The organism is Leifsonia williamsii, assembly GCF_030433685.1.
GTDB lineage: Bacteria > Actinomycetota > Actinomycetes > Actinomycetales > Microbacteriaceae > Leifsonia > Leifsonia williamsii.
The window spans coordinates 1,084,791-1,102,323 of record NZ_JAROCF010000001.1 but is presented as its reverse complement, the minus strand read 5'-3'; the positions used below and the strand labels follow the sequence as shown (position 1 = coordinate 1,102,323).

Here is a 17,533-nt window from a genome sequence, read left to right as displayed (position 1 = left end):
ATCGGATGGCAGACCGATTCCGGCGACTTTGCAAGGAGGCGGCCGATGGACCTCGACGCGGCACTCGTCCGGGCGCTCCAGGAGGACGGCCGCGCGAGCGTCCAGACCCTGGCCGCGCGCCTCGGTCAGCCGCGGGCGGCCGTGTCCCGCCGCCTGCGGGCGATGCTGGCCGACGGAACCGTGCGGGTCATCGCCGCCGTCGACCCGGCGGTGCTCGGTCAGCATGTCCTTGCACACGTCTCCATCCGCACGGACGGAGCCGTGGAGCCGATCGCCGAGCAGTTGCGCCGTCTCGACGAGACCGTGCTGGTCTCGGCGGTGGGCGGCACGCACGGCATCGTGACGGAGGTGCGCCTGGGCAGCATGGCGGCGCTGCACGAGCTGCTCGCGCGCATCCGCGCCCTGCCCGGCGTCGCCGGCATCAGCACGCTCATCTACTCGGCCGTGGTGAAGGGGTTCTTCGTGTCGCACCTGCGCGCCCCCGTGCGGATCGACGCCACCGACGCGTCCCTGGTCGAGGAGCTGCAGCGCGACGGGCGGCAGAGCCTGCGCGCGCTCGGCGAGACCGTGCGCCTGTCGCCGTCCGCCGTCGCCACCCGGCTCGATCGACTCACCGGCTCCGGCGTCATCACCGTGCGGGCGGTGGAGGCGCGCGGACTGACCAGGCGCCAGCTGTCGATGGGCGTCGGCCTCACGCTGACCGCCGACGACGACGCCGTGCTCACCGCCCTGGCGGCCTGGCCCGATGTCGACTTCGCGGCCCGCACGATCGGGCGGTTCGACGCCGTCGCGACGCTCGTGCAGCCGTCGGCGGGGGCGCTGCACGAGAGCCTGGAGCGCATCCGCTCGCTGCCCGGCGTCGCCGGGCTGGAGACCTGGCTGCACCTCGCCGTGGTGAAGGAGGACTACACGCGCACCCTGCGACCGGTGGTCACCGCGTAGCCCGCGCAGCCTCCGCCCTGGCTGTCGCCTCCGCCCTCGTCAGCCCCGGAACGCGGGTGGAGGCGCTCTCGACGGCGATCGCGCCGGCAGCGTTCGCGAAGCGCGCCGCCCGCTCCAGCGTCATGCCATCGTCCAGCGCGCAGGCGAGGGCCGCGGTGAAGACGTCGCCGGCGCCCGTCGTGTTCACGACCCGTGCCTCCAGGCCCGCGATCCGCTCGCTGCTGCCGTCCTGACGGAGCATCGCGCAGCCGTCGGAGCCCCGGGTGGCGATGATCGCGCCGACGCCGGCGCCGAACAGCGCGTCGGGGCCGCCCAGCGCCCGGGCCTCCGTCTCGTTCGGGGTGAGCACGTCGACCAGTGCGAGCAGCTCGGCGTCGAGGGGCCGGGCCGGTGCGGGGTTGAGGAGGACGGTCCACCCGTGGTCTCTGCCGATGCGCGCGGCCGCGGCCACCGCCTCCACCGGCACCTCGAGACTCGCGACCAGTACGGAGCCGGGACTCACCACCGGGGCGAGCCGGTCGAGTGCGTCGGCGACCCGGTCGGGATGCAGGAGGCCGTTGGCGCCCGGGTGCACCGCGATCGTGTTCTCGCCGCGGTCGTCGACGGTCACGTAGGCGGCACCGGTCGGGGCATCGACGGTGGCGAGCTGGTCCAGCCGCACGCCCACGTCCTCCACAGCGGCCCTGGCCGCCCTCCCCCGCTCGTCGTCGCCGACCGCGCCGACGAGGAACGTCTGCGCCCCCAGGGTCGCCGCCGCGGCGGCCTGGTTCGCGCCCTTGCCGCCCGGCTCCTCGACCACGCCGGTGGCCAGCACGGTCTCACCCGGCGCGGGGATGCGCGGCGCGCGGATGGTGACGTCGGTGTTCAGCGAGCCGACGACGATGACGCTCATGCCGTGCCCGCCTCCCGTTATGGTGTCCGAGCTGCCAACCTAGCAAGTCGCCGGAGGTCGGGGCCGACAGTCGCCGCCTCCCGTCACCAGTGCCTGCTGCCCTCCCCCGCCGCGCGGTCGCGCCGGATCGAGTAGTCCGGCCAGGGGAGGTCGACCGGCGCCTCGAAGTCGGCGTCGAGCAGCGGCGGCATGGGGTCGGCCGCCGTGCGCTCGTCGAACTCCGCCTTCGCCGCGGCGAGGAGCTCCGGCGAGGTGAGGAGGTCGAGGAACGTTCCCGCGATCGTCGCGCCCGCGGTCGCGATCGTCGGATCGATGGTGGCCGGGATGCCGCCGAGCGCGTTCATCACCCAGGCCGGGTACGCGCCACGGCCGGGCGTCGGCTTGAGCGCCGGCCGCGAGACGTAGAACCGCACGGTCGGCGCGTAGTGGGTCATCTCGACGTAGTCGTCGCTCGTCCAGTTGCGCTGCCAGGCCGGCATGTGCTCGCGCAGCAGCCGCTCGGCCTCCTGCGGCTCGATGAGCCGCTCGCACTCGTCGAGGAACGGATGCTCCTGCGGCTCGACGCCCAGGGTGGCGAGGATGTCGTTCGCGACCTGCACCGCCTCCTGGCCGTAGGTCGGGGCTCCGACGACCTCGAGGTTGCGGTAGAGCACCTCGGCGAGGACGTGGTTGGTGCGGCCGGGGCGGCTGCGCGCGACCCAGCGCTCCTCCAGCGTGCAGTGCGCCATGGCGGCGGCGTGCACCGCGTTGCGGTCGAGGACCGCGAGCACGTGCTCCGCCATCTCGATGTTCGGCGTGCGCCACGAGAACTGGATGCGGGCGACCCTGGTCGGCAGGTTGTCCGCCGTCGCCTGGCCGTCGAGCAGGATGGCGTCGGAGAGGCTCCACCCGCCGACGCTCGGCAGCATGGCGTCCTGCATCGCCCGGGACGCCGTGTACATCGTCGTCAGCGCGGCGTTGGCCCCGGGCGCCCTGGCCGCGGAGTGGGAGGCGGGGATGGGCGAGTTGGGGTCGTTCTCGAGCTGCCAGGTCTCGGCCTCGTCGCAGCTGAACGTGTAGACCTTGCTGTAGTAGGCGCCGCACTGCGTGTCCCAGCGGGCGGTGTTGCACAGCGGCAGCATGTAGAAGGGGTGGAACGACACGATCGCGTCGACGCCGTCGTAGTAGCCGCGGAGGCCGTGCACGACCTTCGAGCCGTGCATCTTCTCGGCCGGCTCGCCGGTGTAGCGCAGGGTGCCGGGGATGCCGTGCTCTCGCATCGCGTGCTGCGTGGCGAGCAGCCCGGCCAGGGTGGAGATGCCGAGCGCGGAGTGCGGGTCGGTGTGACCGGGCGCGTAGGCGCTGAGCCCGTCGCGCGGGGCCGGAGCGGTTGAGGCCGCCTGGTTGTTGCCGGGGACGGCGTCGTACTCCGCGTACGTGAGCAGCACCGGGCCGTCGCCGTTGCTCCAGCTCGCCGAGAACGCCGTCGGCATCCCGGCCGAGCCCTCCTCCACCTCGAACCCGAGGGAGCGGAGGGTGCGGACGTACCAGGCCGCCGACTCGTACTCCCGCCACGCCGGCTCTGCGAGCTCCCAGATACGGGAGTGCCAGGCCGACAGCTCGTCCCTGTGCTCGTCGATCCAGGCCTGCGCGGTGGCGCGAGCCGCTGCCCCGAGGGTGATCCCCGTGTCGATGGTCATGCGCTGATCCACTCCTCACTCGTCGTCGTCTCTTCGTCGGCCGCGCGCTCGAAGACGCCGAGCGGCACGTGCACGAGGCTCACACCCGGCTCGCGGATCGCGGCGGCGACCGTCTGCGTGACCTCGTCAGCTGCGGTGACCGCGTGACCCGTGCCGCCGAACGCCTCCGCCAGGCGCGGCCAGTCCGGCTGGAACAGGTCGACGCCGACCGGCGCGATGCCGCGGTCGAGCTCGTTCTCGCGGATCTCGCGGTAGCCGCCGTTGTCGACGACCACCACCGTGAGGTCGAGGCCCTGCTCGGCCGCGGTCGCGAGCTCCTGCACCGAGAACATCAGCGCGCCGTCGCCGAGCACGCAGACGACCGGAGAGCCGGGCTCGGCGATCGCGGCGCCGATGGCCGCGGGGAGTCCGTAGCCGAGGGTCGCGTACGCCGGCATGTAGAGGAACCGCTTCGGCTCCTCCTGCAGCACGGTCGAGGTCATGCCGTAGTAGGTGATCTGGGAGGAGTCGCCTGCGACCGTCGCACCCGCAGGAAGCGCGGCGGTGATCGCATCGGCGGCCGCCATCACGAGCGGCGAGAAGGCCTCCGCCTCGGCGCGCTGCGCGGAGCGCACGCCCTCCAGGTCACCCGGCTCGCGCCGGTCCGTCGACACCGCGGCGGCGAGCGCCTCCACGGCGAGGCGGCTGTCGCCGACGAGAGCGACGTCGGCGCGGAGGTTCGTGTCGATCCGCGCGGGATCGAGGTCGATGCGGACCACCGGGCCGGCCGGGGCGAACGCGTTGCCCCAGAGCTCCGCCTCTCCGAGCTTGCTGCCGATCACGAGCACCGCGTCGGCGCTGCGCACGACGTCGGCGGAGGCGGCGAGCCGCAGCTCCGCGCGCAGCGAGAGCGGATGCGTCTCCGGCAGCACTCCCTTGCCGTTGAGCGTCGTGAGGACCGGCGCACCGAGCCGTTCGGCGAGGCGCCTGACCGCGTCCGCAGCGGGCACGGCGCCCCCACCCGCGACGATGAGCGGTCGGGAGGCGGCGTCGAGCAGGCGCGCGGCCTCCGCGACCGCTGACCGGTCGGGCGCGACGAGCGGCCGGTGGCGCCGGGCCAGGAAGCCCTCGCCCACGGTCGCCGGGCCCTCCAGCACATCGAGAGGGACCTCGATGTGCACCGGCCGCGGGCGGCCCGCCTGGAACAGGGCGAACGCCTCGTGCACCGCCTCCACCGCCTCGGCGTCGGACTCGACGCGCCGGCTCCACAGCATCACCGCGCCCGCGGCGCCGGTCGGGTCCTTCGACTCGTGCAGCACGCCGCGGTCCGCGAAGCCCGTGCCGCGCGGCGTTCCGGGAGAGAGGACGAGCAGCGGCCGCGACTCGCAGAACGCGGTGCCGGCGGCCGACAGCACGTTGAGCAGTCCGGGGCCGCTGGTCGTGACGACGACGCCAGGCAGACCCCGGCGCTGCGACCAGCCGTCGGCGGCGTACCCGGCGCCCTGCTCGTGGCGGGCCGTGACCGGGCGGATGCCCAGCTCGGCGAGCAGGCGGTAGAACTCCAGGTTGTGCGTGCCGGGGATGCCGAAGACGGTGTCGACGCCGTAGCCGCGGATCGCGCGCATGATGGCGCGGCCTCCGGTGCTCGCCGAGCGGTCGGGCCCGGTCATCGCGCGTCGCTCCGGTACCGCTGCACCCCGCCGATCCACGTCTCCAGCACCTCGATGGCGCCGATCTCGGCGGCGGGCACGGTCAGCGGGTCGGCGGACAGCACGGCGAAGTCGGCGAGCTTGCCGACCTCCAGCGAGCCGAGGTCGTCCTCGCGGCCGATCGAGAAGGCGCCGTTGATGGTGTGCGCGCGCAGCGCCTCCGCGGCCGGGATGAGCAGGTCGTCGGAGCCGAGCTTGTGACCGCGGCGGGTGACCCGCGTCGCCGAGACCTGGATCGCCTCCAGCGGGATCGGGTCGGCGACCGGGGCGTCGGACGAGATGGTGACGGGCACCCCGGCGGCGACGAACTCGCCGAGCGGGTTGAACCGCTCCCCCGGCGTGCCGATCGCGTCGGTGACGCCCTCGCCCCAGTTGTAGTAGTGCTGGGGCTGGTTGACCGGGCGGATGCCGGCCCGCGCCATGCGGTCGATCTGCCCGGGCGTCGGGAGGCCGCAGTGCTCGATCCGGTGCCGGGCGTCGGCGTCGGGCCGGTCGGCGAGCGCCCGCTCGATCGTCGAGACGACCATCTCGATGGCATCGGGAGACTGCGCGTGCGTGGCGGTCTGGAGGCCGACGGCGTGCGCCTTGCGCACCAGCCGGTCGTACTCCTCCGGCTCGTGGTAGAGCTGGCCGGTGCGGCAGGGGTCGCCGACGTAGCCGTCCGGGAAGTACGCGGTCCAGCCGCCGAGCGTGCCGTCGGCGTACAGCTTGATGCCCGCGAAGCTGAGCGTCTCGTTGCCGAAGGCGCCGTGCATCCCGAGCTCCAGCACCTCGTCGAGCAGGTGCGAGAGCACGTACATCGACACCCGGGTGGTGAGCTCGCCACGCTCGGCGAGCCGCAGGTACATGTCGAACTCGCGGCGCGTCACCTGGCAGTCGCCGAGGGCGGTCACTCCCCCGGCGAGGAAGCGCTGCTGCGCGGCCTCCAGCTGGCGGAGGTGCTCGGCCGGCTCGTCCTCGAGGTGGAAGTTCGGCCCGTGGTGCCCGATCTTGACGCCGTGCACCCCGGTGAGGATGTTGCAGGCGGCGTCGCTCAGCTCGCCGGTCAGGTCGCCGTCGGCGTCGCGGAAGAACTCGCCGCCCTGCGGATTGGGCGTGTCCCTCCCGATGCCCGCCTGCTCCAGCGTGAAGGTGTTCACCACGCCGCCGTGACCGCTGGCGTTCATGAGGTACACCTGGCGGGTCGTGGAGACCTGGTCGAGCTCCTGCCGGGTGGGGTGGCGCTGCTCCGCCAGGTTCCGCTGCTCGTAGCCGTAACCGCGTACGGGGGTGTCGCCCGGGTGCGCCTCCGCCGCGGCCCGCAGCAGCGCGACGATCTCGGGGATGGAGCCGGCCTTCTCGGGGCCGCAGTCGACCCACGTCATCATCTGCCCGTACATCAGCGGATGCGCGTGCGCGTCGATGAAGCCGGGCACGACGACCGCCGGCCCGAGGTCGACCTCGCGCGGCGCGAGGGCCGAGACGCGCGCCGCCTCCGCCCGGCAGGTCGCGACGTCGCCGACGGCAGCGATGCGGCCGCCGATGACGAGCAGCGCCTGCGCGACCGTGTCCGCCGCGTCGACGGTGTGGATGGCCGAGGCCGTGACGATGAGCGGCTGCTGGTCGACGGCCGCGGTGGGGAGTGAGCGTCGCATGAAGGGGGCTTTCTGTGTCGTGAAGCGGAGACGGTCGGCCGGGCGGTCAGCCGAGGGCGGGGACGGGGACGGGGGTCAGCGGGATTCCCGTGCGCGCCCAGGCGAGCACGTTCTCGGCCTGCAGCCGCACGTAGTCGTCGAGGGCGGCGGCGGAGCGGAAGCCGGCGTGCGGCGTGACGATCGCGCGCGGGTGCCCGATCAGGGGGTGCCCGGCGCCGGGAGGCTCCGTGTCGAGCACGTCGAGCGCTGCGCCCCGCAGGCGCCCGGCGTCGAGCGCAGCACGCAGGGCGCCCGTGTCGATCAGGCCGCCGCGGCTCACGTTGACGAGCACGGCCTCCTGCCGCATCGTGGCGAGTGCGTCGGCGTCGATCAGGCCGGCGGTCTGCTCGGTGAGCGGGAGGTGCAACGAGACGACGTCCGCCGAGCGCAGCACCTCCTCCAGCCCGGCCGGCTCGACGCCCTGCCGCCGGATGCGGTCGTCGGGCAGGAAGGGGTCGTGGCCCACGATCCGTCCGAAGAGCGGACGCGCGCGTTCGGCGAGCGCCGCGCCGATCCGGCCCATGCCGACCACGCCGAGCGTGAGCCCGCTGATGCGCGGCTGCACGGGCACGACCTCCAAGTCCCACACCCCAGCCCGCACCGAGCGGTCGTAGGCGCTGATGCCGCGCAGGGCGTCGAGGGCGAGGGCGAGCGCGTGGGTGGCGACCTCCTCGGTCGCGGCGCCGACGATGTGCGAGACGGCGACGCCGCGGCGGGCGGCGGCGACCACGTCGACGTTGTCGAAGCCCATGGAGGCCAGGGCCACCATCCGCAGCCGCGGCAGCGCCTCGAGCACCTCCTCGTCCACGTCGCCGTAGCCGAGCATGAGGGCGTCGGCCTCCGCCGCCTCCGCGATGATGGCCCGCTTGTCGAAGCCGCGCAGCACGGTGACCGCGTGGCCCTCCGCCGTCAGCCGGTCGAGCTGGGGGCGGACGTCGAGCGCGTCCAGGTCGGCGCACACGGCGACGTTCACCGGGCGCGACGAAGCGTCGTGAGTCATGCTGATCCCTTGGTCGTTCGTCTGTCGTCGTTCGTCGGTCGGGAGGCGGTCAGTGCACGTGGCTGAGGAAGCGCCGCGTGCGCTCGTGCTGCGGGTTGTCGAAGAACTCGTCCGGCGCCGCCTGCTCGACGATCACGCCGCTGTCGAACAGCGTGACCTCGTCGGCGACGCGGCGGGCGAAGCGCACCTCGTGCGTGACGACGATCATCGTCATGCCGCCACGGGCCAGTCCCTCCATCACGTCCAGCACCTCGCCGACCAGCTCCGGGTCGAGGGCGGAGGTCGGCTCGTCGAACAGCATCACGTCCGGTTCGAGCACCAGCGCCCTGGCGATCGCGACCCGCTGCTGCTGCCCGCCGCTGAGCTCCGACGGGAAGTGCCCTGCCCGCTGCGACAGCCCGACCCGGTCGAGCATGGCGTGCGCCCGCTCGAGCGCCTCGTGGCGGCCGATCCCCTGCACCGCGTGCAGGGCGAGGGCGACGTTGCGTGCGGCGGTCAGGTGCGGGAACAGGTTGAACTTCTGGAACACCATCCCGATGTCCCGGCGCTGCACGGCCAGTGCGCGCTCCGGCAGGTGGCGGCCCTCCGGCGTGCGGCCGATGCGGGTCCCGTGGAGGGAGATGTCGCCCCGGTCGGCCGGCTCCAGCAGCGCCATGAGCCGCAGCATGGTCGACTTGCCGGAGCCCGACGGGCCGAGCACGGCCTTCACCTGACCCTTGCGGACCTCGAACTCGACGCCCTTCAGGACCTCGTTGCCGCCGTAGGCCTTGTGGAGGTCGGTCACCTGCAGCGTCGGCTGCTGCAGCGCCGTCGTTCCCGCGGTGGTGCGTGCATCGGTCATGACAGTCCTCCTGCCGGGACGGCGACGGGCTTGCGCTTCTTCTCCGCCTTCACCGAGATCCAGGCGAACCGGCGCTCGATCAGGGTCTGCACGAGCGTCACGATGCTGACGATCACCAGGTAGTAGATGATCGCGACCGCGTAGTACTCGGCGTAGCGGAAGGTGATGTTGACGCCGACCTGCGCCGTCGTCAGCAGTTCGCGGAGCGAGATGACCGAGGCGAGCGACGAGTACTTGATCAGGCCGATGAACTCGTTGGTCGTCGGCGGGAGCGCGATCCGGATCGCCTGGGGCAGGACGATCCGGAGCATCACGCTCGCCGGCTTCATGCCGAGGGCGCGGCCGGCGAGGGCCTGGCCGTCGTCGACGCTGAGCAGCGCCGAGCGGATGATCTCGGCCATGAAGGCGGCCTCCACGAGGCCCAGCCCGATCGAGGCCGCGACGAACGGCGAGTACCAGTCCCCGCGCAGCGCCGGGACGAGCTGCGGCAGCGCGTTCCACATGATCAGCAGGACGAGCAGCGCCGGGATGGCCCGGAAGAACCACACGTAGATGCCGGCGGGCACGCGGCCGGCCGCCGACCTCCCGGTGCGCCCGAGGGCGACCAGGAAGCCGATGACCGTCGCGATGACGAGCGAGACGAAAGCCACGCCGATCGAGAGCAGCGCTCCGACCAGGTACGCCGGGCTCAGGAGCTGCTGGAGGAAGATCTGGGGATCGAAACCCATGGGGGCCGCCTTTCCGTGACCGGGCCTCTGGCTACTTGACCTCGACGATGGCCGGGTCGAGGCCGTACGTCTTGGCGATGTCGGCCAGCGTGCCGTCCTCGCGGAGGGCCTTCAGGCCGCTCGCGATGGAGGCGGAGATCTTGTCGTCCTTGCGGCTGAAGACGCCGAACTGCGTGTCGAGCTCGAGCACGTCGGGCGCGATCTCGAGCTTGCCCTTGTTCTGCGTGACCATGTAGGCGGCCGCGACGTTGGTCTCGGCGAGCGCGTCGGCCTTGCCGTTGAGGACCGCGAGCACGGTCTCCGCGGTCTTCGGGTACTCGACGAGGTTGATGGCCTTCGCGCCGTCGCCCGTGCACTTCTCCGAGAGCGTCTTGATGGTGGCCGCGTTGGAGGAGGCCGACTGCGCGGCGACGGTGAGGCCGCAGAGGTCGGAGGGGCTCGTGATGTCCTTGACCCGATCGGGCGAGGTCAGGATGGCGGGGCCGGCCTGCATGACCGCGCTGGCGTCGGCGATCTTCAACCGCTCGTCGGTCATATAGAGGCCGCCGAAGATCATGTCGCAGGCGCCGGACTGCAGCTGCGGCATCAGCCCGTCGAACGAGGTGACGAGCAGGTTGGTCTCGACGCCCCAGTGCTTGGCGAGGGCGCGGATGCCGTCGGCGTCGAAGCCGACGATGTCGCCGTCCGTGCCGTTCTTGTAGTACTCGAGGGGCGCGTACTCGGGGTCGATGCAGGCGGTGAGCTTGCCCGGCTGGACGAGGCCCTCCGGTCCGGCGGAGGCGCTGGAGCCGCCTCCCGCGCTGCTCCCCGATGCGCACCCGGCGAGCGTGACGGCCAGGGCGGCGGCGGTACAGAACGATGCTACGAGTTTCTTCATTGCACACTCCTTCGGGCTGGGAACCGCGCCACCGGCATCGGCGTCGGTGTACGAAGCATGCAGGCCGGAAAAGGACCCCGTCAAATCAGGTTTTTGTTACATGCGCGAAACATTGGCCAATCCGTCGCGACGCGCCGCAGTTTTTGCGTCGATGTTGACATGAATGGGCTTTCCCGTAGCAGAATTGAACCGCTCCCCGATCCGAAGGTTTTTCATGGACGCGATCACCGAAGACGCTCTCGCCCTCCTCCGCACCGACGGCCGGCTCTCGTTCGCCGAGCTCGCCCGCGAGCTCGGCGTGCCGCGCGCCGCCATCGCCGCCCGCATCTCGCCGATGCTCGACTCCGGCGAGCTGCGCATCGTCGCGGCGGTGCATCCCCGCTTCTTCGGCCTGAACGTGATGGCGCACATCGCGCTGCGCATCAGCGGCGACGTCGACCGCATCGTCGCCGAGATCGGCGACCGCATCCCCGCGGTCTTCATCTCGGAGACGGTCGGCGCCGAGCAGCTCGTGGTCGAGACGCACGTGCGCTCGCTCGGCGAGCTGCAGGCCGTGCTGCGCGAGATCCGCGGCCTCCCCGGCGTCTCCGACGCCCGGCACCTGATCTACGACCACGTGCTCAACAGCTTCTTCCTCGGGGCGGAGCCCGACGGGCCGCAGGCGGAACTCGACGAGGCCGACGGCGCCATCATCCAGCTCCTCCAGCGGGACGGCCGCACCGCCTACCGCGAGCTGGCCGACCATGCCGACCTGTCGATCACGGCCGTCCGCTCGCGCGTGAACCGCCTGGTGAAGGCCGGCATCATGCGGATCGGCCCGCTGGGCCAGCGCTCCGACTCGACCGGCAGCCTGGTCTTCGGCATCGGCGTCAACCTCGCCGGCGACGGCGACGAGGTCGTCGCCCTCGCCTCCCGCCGCCGGGGCCTGGAGTTCATGGCCCGCACGGTCGGCCGGTTCGACCTCCTCGCGACCATCGCGTTCTCGTCGCTGCAAGACCTCAATGCGTTCCTGGATCAGCTGCGGCGCATCCCGGAGACCCGCGCGGTCACCACCTGGCTGCACGCGCGCATCCGCCTCGAGCGCTACCAGTTCATGCAACGGCGGGAGGGATAGGGCCGGTTTTGACCATCTAACATTTTACATGTATCACTTGTGGAGTGAATCCGACCACCCGAAACAGACTCCGCCCGTCCTCGCGCCGATCCGCGCGCCTCACCGCCCTGGCCGCACTGGCCCTGACCGCCGCCGCGGCGACATCGCTGGCGCCGGTGGCCGCGCAACCCGCCCACGCCGATCCGGCCGCCTCCACCTCCCGCATCACGGGCCCCTGGGTCACCAACAACGGCCGTGGGGCGTCGCTCTTCGAGGCCGTCGGCGTCCCGACAGCCGGCGCCCCCATCGCCGGTGTCACCGGGCCGTCCGTCGACGCCGTCCGCGACCGCGCCGCGACGTGGTCCTTCCCGGCCGTCGGGTCCACCGGGCCCGTCATGTACGGCACGGGCACGCTGGCCCTCTGCCTGACCGGCGCTGCGGGCGTCGTGCACGCCGAGGCCTGCGTGCAGGGACGCGCCGACCAGCAGTACGCATGGGACTACCTCGACCGTCACGACGCCGCGAAGGGCTACGGCATCGGCCCGGCCGCCGACAAGTCCCGCATCCTCGGGTTCGACAACTCGGGGTCGGGCTCGCTCACCGCCGAGGAGCGCAACCCCGGCTACTGGGTCCTCTGGGTGTTCGTCCCCACCGGGGCCCAGGACGACACCACCGCGACGGATCTGCTCACCCCGGTGAAGCCCATCCACTACGTCGCCATGGGCGACTCATACGCCTCCGGGCTCGGTACGCGCGCACCCCTGGCCTACGGCAACTTCTGCTTCCAGAGCCCCGAAGCGTATTCCGCGCTGCTCGCGACGGCGGAGAAGGTCGCGTCGTACACGTCGGTCGCCTGCGCCCAGGCCGTGTCCAACAACATCGACGAGAGCGCCCAGACGTTCTTCGGCTTCTTCGACGTGAGCACCGGGCCGCAGCTGGAGGCGCTGAAGCCGGACACCAACCTCGTCACCCTGTCCATCGGCGGCAACGACCTGAACTTCGCACAGATCCTGATCGACTGCGCCTTCAACGAGTTCTTCGACAACCCCTCCGGCGCCTGCGTCGGTTCCATCGAAGCGGCGGAGACGCAGGCCCGCTCGGCGGAGTTCCATCAGCGGCTGGTGCAGATCTACACGGCGGTCAAGGCACGCGTCGCACCGGACGCCCGCGTCCTCGTGATCGACTACCCGCGCCTGTTCACCACCGCGAACACCCGCCTGATCAGCGACAGCTCCCGCGCCAGGATGAACGCCGCCGTCGACGTCGCCGACGAGGCGATCCGGTCGGCCGCCGCGGAGGCCGGTGTGACCTTCGTCGACGTGCGCGACCGCTTCATGGGCCACGGCGCCATGCGCGGCGGTAGCCCGAACGCGTGGATCAACGACGTCGACCCGCTGCAGCTGATCAACATCATGCATCCGACGGCCGCCGGCCACGCGCAGGGCTACCTGCCGGCGATCGAGGCGGCGCTGCAGCGCTAAGGATGCGGGAGGAGCGGATCAGCCCCCGATCCGCTCCTCCAGCAGCTCCAGCAGGGCCTCCGCCGCGCGCCCCGGCCGCGGGCGGGCGATCGCGCTGAGCCGCCAGTCGACCGGCTCGCGCAGCGGCCGCACGACGGCGCCGGGAGCGGGGATGATCGTCAGCTCGGGCAGCGCGGCCACGCCGAGGCCCGCGGCGACGAAGCGGGGGATCTCGCCCAGGTCCGCCAGCTCGGTCGGGACGCGCCGGGTGAGGCCCAGCCCCGTGAAGGCGCGGTCGAGGGCGACGCGGTTTCCGAAGCCGGCGCGTGCGTCCACCCACGGCTCGTCCGCCAGGTCGGCGAGCGCGACCGTCCTCCGGCGGGCGAGCGGATGACCCTCCGGCAGCACGGCGCGGAACGGGGAGTCGGCGAGCGGCCGCGTGAGCAGGCCTGGCACCGGGTCGGGCAGGCCGTGGAAGGCGATGTCGAGCCGGCCCTGGCGCACATCCTCCACCAGTCCGGTCGACCCGGTCGGCGAGGGGCCGAGGCGGAGGTCGACGTGCGGGTGCCTGCGGTGGAACTCGCCCATCACCCCGGGCAGGTCGACCGTGGTCAGATTGGTGAAGATGCCGACCCGGACCGTGCCGCGCAGCGGGCCCTCGCGGTCGGCGAGCTCGCGCATCCGCTCGACGGCGCGCAGGGCCACGCGGGCCTCCGCCAGCACCTCCTCCCCGACGTCGGTGAGCCGCACGCCGTGGGCATCGCGCTCGAACAGCGGGGAGCCCAGCTCGCGCTCCAGGCTCTGGATGCCGGCGGAGACGGTCGACTGCGCCGCGTAGACCCGCTCGGCCGCCCGGGTGAAGGTGCCCTCGTCGGCGATGGCGGCCAGGTACTCCAGCTGTCGGGTGTCCATGCGGTCATCGTATTGCTCGATGCTCAGCATCGGCTATTTCCGTTGGACTCGATGGGCCGTCGGGAGCATCCTTCAAGCATGACCTCCACACTGGTTCCCCCCACCACGGACCGCCGCCCCTTCCGCCTCCGCCACGGGGCCGGCTTCTGGGTCATCGCCGCGGCGTTCCTCGCGGTCATGGCCTTCTCGACCGTCCCCACCCCGCTGTACGCCTTCTACCAGGCCCGCGACGGCTTCCCGACCTGGGTCGTCACGGTGATCTTCGCCGCCTACGCGGTCGGCGTCATTGCGAGCCTGTTCCTGGTCGGGCACGTGAGCGACTGGGCCGGACGCCGCCGCATGGTGCTCGTCGCCGTGCTGGTGGAGATCGTGGCCGCCGCCCTCTTCCTGTTCTGGAACGACGTGGCGGGGCTGATCGTCGCGCGCACGCTCTCCGGCATCGGGGTCGGCGCCCTCACCGCGAGCGCGACCGCGCACCTGAGCGAGCTGCGAGCCGTCGCCCGCCCGCAGGAGGCTCCACGCCTCGCCGGGACCGTCTCCACCGTCGTCAACACCGGCGGCCTGGCCCTCGGCCCGCTGATCGGCGGCGCGTTCGCACAGTTCCTCCCCGCCCCGCTGCTGCTGCCGTACGCCGTCTTCCTCGTCGTGCTGGCGGTCGCCGCCGTCGCGGTCGCCCTCGTGCCCGAGACCGTGGAGCGCGCGGAGGAGCGCCCCGCCTACCGGCCGCAGCGCATCTCGCTGCCCGCGTCGGCGCGCGGCGCCTTCTCGGCCGCGGCGACCGCCGCCTTCGCCGGCTTCGCCGTGTTCGGCCTGTTCACCTCGCTCGCACCGAGCGTGCTGGCGGGGACGCTGCACCAGACCTCGCACCTGCTCGCGGGCGCGGTGCCGTTCGGCGTCTTCGCGGCCTCCGCGCTGTCGCAGATCGTCTTCGCGCGGCTGTCGTCGCGCGCCCAGCTGAAGCTCGCGCTCACCCTGATGCTCGTCGGCCTCGCCGGTCTCGCGGCGGGCGTCGTGGTGGCGTCGCTCGGGGTGTTCATCGTCAGCGGCATCCTCGCGGGGGCGGGCGTCGGCCTGCAGTTCCGCTCGGCGATCGCGGCCGCCGCCTCCCTCGCCGCCCCGGAGCGCCGCGGCGAGGTGCTCGCCGCGATCTTCCTCATCGCCTACATCGGTCTGGCGCTCCCGGTGCTGCTGGTCGGCGTGGCGCTGATCCTGTGGCCGCTGGTGCCGGTGCTCGTCGTGTTCGTGGCGGCGGTGGCGGTGCTGTCGGTGGTGGCGGGCGCGGGGATGCTGCGGCGGGGCTGAGCTCAGCTCGCGGAGCGCCACTCCGCCCGCAGCAGCCCCATCACCACGATGTCCTCGTAGCGTCCGCGCACCCAGGCGTGCTCGCGCTGCCGCCCCTCCACCACGAATCCCGCCTTCTCATAGGCGCGGATGGCGTCGGCGTTGGAGGCGATGGCCTGGAGGTGCACCCGGCGCAGGTTGCAGCGCACGAACGCGTACTCCACGATCTGCCCGATGGCCGCCGTGCCGATGCCCCGCCCGCGCGCCTCCGGCAGCAGCGCGATGCCGACCTCCGCGTGCCGGGCGAGGTCGTCGAAGCCGAAGAGCGAGACGCTGCCGACCGCCGCCCCGTCGACGTCCACGACGAACCGCAGGTCGTGCGCCGCCGCGGCCTCGGCCGCCGCCAGCCGCGCCTCGAACGCGCTGCGGGTCAGCGGCGCCGGCATGGACGGGGTCCGCTCCTCCCACGTGCCGGCGTCGGCCGCGATCGCGAACAGCGCGTCGAGGTCGGCGTCGGTGCGGGCGCGGAGGGTGACGGCGGGCATGGAGGGAACGCTAGCAGCCGGAGAGGCGCGCGGCCCCGACCTCATACAGGCTCACCGGGCTCGCCGGGCTCGCCCGGCTCGAGCTTCTCCCGCATCACCGCGACCGGCTCGTGCCACAGGTCCGCGTCCGCACGCACGACCACGAGCGCGTCGCCGACGATCCCTGTGCGGATGCGCACCCCGCGCTCGCGCGCGAGACGTCGCACCTCCGCCCGCACGGCGGGCACGTCGATGCCCGCTCCGACGCGGTGCGACGCCTGCTGATCGGCGACGGCGCGGTCGAGCAGGCCGGCGGCCAGGTCGTGTGGGTCCATCCGGCACCTCGCTTCCGGTTCCAGGATGCGCTGCGGCGACGCCTCGCACCAGCGGCGGCCTTCCCCAGCACCCCCTCCGCACGGCATCCTGGCCCGGAACGAAGGAGGCGCCCATGACCCTCGCCATGCAGGATCCCCGCTCCGCCCGCCGAGCCGCCACCGCGGTCGTCGCCGTCGCCGCCACCGCGATCACCGCGGCCGCCGCGCGCACCCGGCGCCGGCCTCCGACCGCCGTCGGCCCCACCCCGCTCGGCGCCCTGACCCGTGGAGTCGCCGCGGGAGTCGTCGGCACGGTGGCCTTCGACGTGTGGCTCTACCTGCAGTACCGGCGCGAGCGCGGCACCGAGCCCCTCCCCGACTGGGAGTTCTCCGCCGACGTGACCGGGTGGGACGACGCCCCGGCTCCGGCCCAGGTCGGGCGCCGCATCATCGAGGGCCTGTTCCAGACCCGGCTGCCCGACGAGCGGGCCGCCTCCCTCAACAACATCGCCCACTGGGCGTACGCCCTCTCGGGCGCCACCGCGTACGGCCTCCTCGCGGGCTCGCTCAAGCACCCGCGCGCGGCCTACGGGCTGCTGCTGGGAGCCGGGATGTGGCTCTCCGGCTACGTGATCCTCCCTCCGCTCGGCCTGTACAAGCGCATCACCGAGTACGACGCGAAGACGCTCGGCAAGGACCTCGCGGCGCACCTCGTGTACGGGACGACGACGGCGACGGTGTTCGCGGGGCTGGTGCGGCGGCGCGGGTGAGCACGAGGGACGTACCTCCCCCTCCCCGCACCCCGCCCGCCGGGTCTACACTGCCCGCGATCGGCGCGCCCACGGCCTTCACCCGAGCGACCGGCCGCGCCGGATCGGGGGTGCGACATGACCACCAGACTGCCCTCGTCGGGGCCGATGCCCGACGGACAGCATGCCGGCTGCGACACGTCCGGGTTGATCCTGGTGCACCGGATCTTCCGCTGGCTGTACCGGGAGCTGCCGGAGCTCGTCCGCGGCGTCCCTGACGGCGACCGCGAGCGCGCGGCGGTCGTCGGGCGGTATGCGCACCTCGACTTCTACGCCCTGCATCTGCACCACCACACCGAGGACATCGCGCTGTGGGACCGGCTGGTCGCGCGCGATCCCGGCTGCTCCCTCCACGTCTCCCGGATGCGGGCCGAGCACGCCGCCGTCGCGAAGCACCTCGCCCGCATCGAGCCGCAGCTCGCGCCGTGGGTCGAGACCGCCGACGCCGGCCGGCGCGATGCCTTCGCCGCCGACATCGAGCGGCTGCGCGACACGCTGAACGTCCACCTCGCCGGAGAGGAGGCCGACATCCTCCCCGTGGCCGGCGCCGTGCTGTCGCAGCAGGAGTGGGACTGGATGGAGGAGCACACCCGCGCCGAGCTGCGCGCGCACCGCAAGGAGCTGGGCAAGGACGTCCTGGCCCTGCAACTCGGCCTGCTGCTGGCGAGCGTGCCGGAGGACGAGCGCGAGGAGTGGACGCGCGAGAACGTGCCGCCGCCGATCCGCGTGCTCTACCTGCTGCTGATGAAGCGGCAGTACGACCGCGACATGCGGGAGCTCTACCCGGACCGGCCCGTGCCGGCCATGGTGTGACGGTCTG

Annotated in this window: 17 protein-coding genes; 6 read left to right on the top strand and 11 right to left on the bottom strand. The window is 72.9% G+C overall.

All coding sequences use genetic code 11. The features are described 5' to 3' along the window. Positions 1-45: 45 nt before the first annotated feature. Positions 46-942 carry an Lrp/AsnC family transcriptional regulator gene (locus P5G50_RS05200; RefSeq protein ID WP_301210258.1) on the top strand — a complete coding sequence of 299 codons (897 nt, stop codon included), beginning with the start codon at positions 46-48 and terminating at the stop codon, positions 940-942. Here the strand turns inward: P5G50_RS05200 and P5G50_RS05195 are convergent. The 8 genes from P5G50_RS05195 to P5G50_RS05160 form a co-directional block, all read right to left on the bottom strand. Next, positions 932-1,834: a ribokinase gene (locus P5G50_RS05195; protein ID WP_301210257.1), complete on the bottom strand. Its 903-nt coding sequence runs from the start codon at positions 1,832-1,834 to the stop codon at positions 932-934. The two genes, P5G50_RS05200 and P5G50_RS05195, sit on opposite strands and share 11 nt — an antisense overlap. Before the next feature lie 83 nt (positions 1,835-1,917). Continuing rightward, positions 1,918-3,513 (bottom strand): zinc-binding metallopeptidase family protein, encoded by a 1,596-nt coding sequence (locus P5G50_RS05190; protein WP_301210256.1) that lies wholly within the window; start codon positions 3,511-3,513, stop codon positions 1,918-1,920. Beyond that, on the bottom strand, positions 3,510-5,162 hold the full coding sequence (locus tag P5G50_RS05185) for a thiamine pyrophosphate-binding protein (protein WP_301210255.1): 1,653 nt from the start codon (positions 5,160-5,162) through the stop codon (positions 3,510-3,512). The genes P5G50_RS05190 and P5G50_RS05185 overlap by 4 nt, the downstream gene beginning before the upstream one ends. Further along, on the bottom strand, positions 5,159-6,835 hold the full coding sequence (locus tag P5G50_RS05180) for an amidohydrolase (protein WP_301210254.1): 1,677 nt from the start codon (positions 6,833-6,835) through the stop codon (positions 5,159-5,161). Before P5G50_RS05180 ends, P5G50_RS05185 begins: the two co-directional genes overlap by 4 nt. A gap of 46 nt (positions 6,836-6,881) precedes the next feature. Next, on the bottom strand, positions 6,882-7,874 hold the full coding sequence (locus P5G50_RS05175) for a C-terminal binding protein (RefSeq protein ID WP_301210253.1): 993 nt from the start codon (positions 7,872-7,874) through the stop codon (positions 6,882-6,884). Positions 7,875-7,923: 49 nt separating this feature from the next. After that, positions 7,924-8,715, bottom strand: coding sequence for an amino acid ABC transporter ATP-binding protein (locus P5G50_RS05170; RefSeq protein ID WP_301210252.1), 792 nt, complete (start codon positions 8,713-8,715; stop codon positions 7,924-7,926). Continuing rightward, positions 8,712-9,443 carry an amino acid ABC transporter permease gene (locus P5G50_RS05165; protein ID WP_301210251.1) on the bottom strand — a complete coding sequence of 244 codons (732 nt, stop codon included), beginning with the start codon at positions 9,441-9,443 and terminating at the stop codon, positions 8,712-8,714. The genes P5G50_RS05170 and P5G50_RS05165 overlap by 4 nt, the downstream gene beginning before the upstream one ends. 31 nt (positions 9,444-9,474) lie before the next feature. Next, the gene (locus tag P5G50_RS05160; protein ID WP_301210250.1) at positions 9,475-10,320 is read right to left on the bottom strand and encodes a transporter substrate-binding domain-containing protein; all 846 of its coding nucleotides are present in this window, start codon (positions 10,318-10,320) and stop codon (positions 9,475-9,477) included. A gap of 214 nt (positions 10,321-10,534) precedes the next feature. Between P5G50_RS05160 and P5G50_RS05155 the strand changes: the two genes are divergently transcribed. Both P5G50_RS05155 and P5G50_RS05150 read left to right on the top strand, forming a co-directional pair. Continuing rightward, complete coding sequence (locus tag P5G50_RS05155) at positions 10,535-11,434, top strand: Lrp/AsnC family transcriptional regulator (protein ID WP_301210249.1); 900 nt, start codon at positions 10,535-10,537, stop codon at positions 11,432-11,434. A gap of 155 nt (positions 11,435-11,589) precedes the next feature. After that, positions 11,590-12,894: an SGNH/GDSL hydrolase family protein gene (locus P5G50_RS05150; protein ID WP_301210248.1), complete on the top strand. Its 1,305-nt coding sequence runs from the start codon at positions 11,590-11,592 to the stop codon at positions 12,892-12,894. An 18-nt stretch (positions 12,895-12,912) separates the two neighbouring features. Here P5G50_RS05150 and P5G50_RS05145 read toward each other — a convergent pair whose 3' ends face one another. Then, a complete protein-coding gene (locus P5G50_RS05145) occupies positions 12,913-13,785 on the bottom strand; it encodes a LysR family transcriptional regulator (RefSeq protein WP_301210247.1) in 873 nt (290 codons plus the stop codon). A 78-nt stretch (positions 13,786-13,863) separates the two neighbouring features. Here P5G50_RS05145 and P5G50_RS05140 point away from each other — a divergent pair, with 78 nt between their 5' ends. Then, positions 13,864-15,087 carry an MFS transporter gene (locus P5G50_RS05140; protein ID WP_301210246.1) on the top strand — a complete coding sequence of 408 codons (1,224 nt, stop codon included), beginning with the start codon at positions 13,864-13,866 and terminating at the stop codon, positions 15,085-15,087. Positions 15,088-15,089: 2 nt separating this feature from the next. Here the strand turns inward: P5G50_RS05140 and P5G50_RS05135 are convergent, their stop codons facing one another. Together P5G50_RS05135 and P5G50_RS05130 are read right to left on the bottom strand one after the other, a co-directional pair. Then, on the bottom strand, positions 15,090-15,611 hold the full coding sequence (locus P5G50_RS05135) for a GNAT family N-acetyltransferase (RefSeq protein ID WP_301210245.1): 522 nt from the start codon (positions 15,609-15,611) through the stop codon (positions 15,090-15,092). Between the two features lie 41 nt (positions 15,612-15,652). Next, positions 15,653-15,925, bottom strand: a complete 273-nt coding sequence (locus P5G50_RS05130; RefSeq protein ID WP_301210244.1) for a hypothetical protein — start codon at positions 15,923-15,925, stop codon at positions 15,653-15,655. Positions 15,926-16,038: 113 nt separating this feature from the next. On the opposite strand from P5G50_RS05130, the gene P5G50_RS05125 reads away from it, so the two are divergent. Next, positions 16,039-16,674 (top strand): hypothetical protein, encoded by a 636-nt coding sequence (locus tag P5G50_RS05125; RefSeq protein ID WP_301210243.1) that lies wholly within the window; start codon positions 16,039-16,041, stop codon positions 16,672-16,674. A 117-nt stretch (positions 16,675-16,791) separates the two neighbouring features. Further along, positions 16,792-17,526, top strand: coding sequence for a hemerythrin domain-containing protein (locus tag P5G50_RS05120; RefSeq protein WP_301210242.1), 735 nt, complete (start codon positions 16,792-16,794; stop codon positions 17,524-17,526). Positions 17,527-17,533 lie beyond the last annotated feature (7 nt).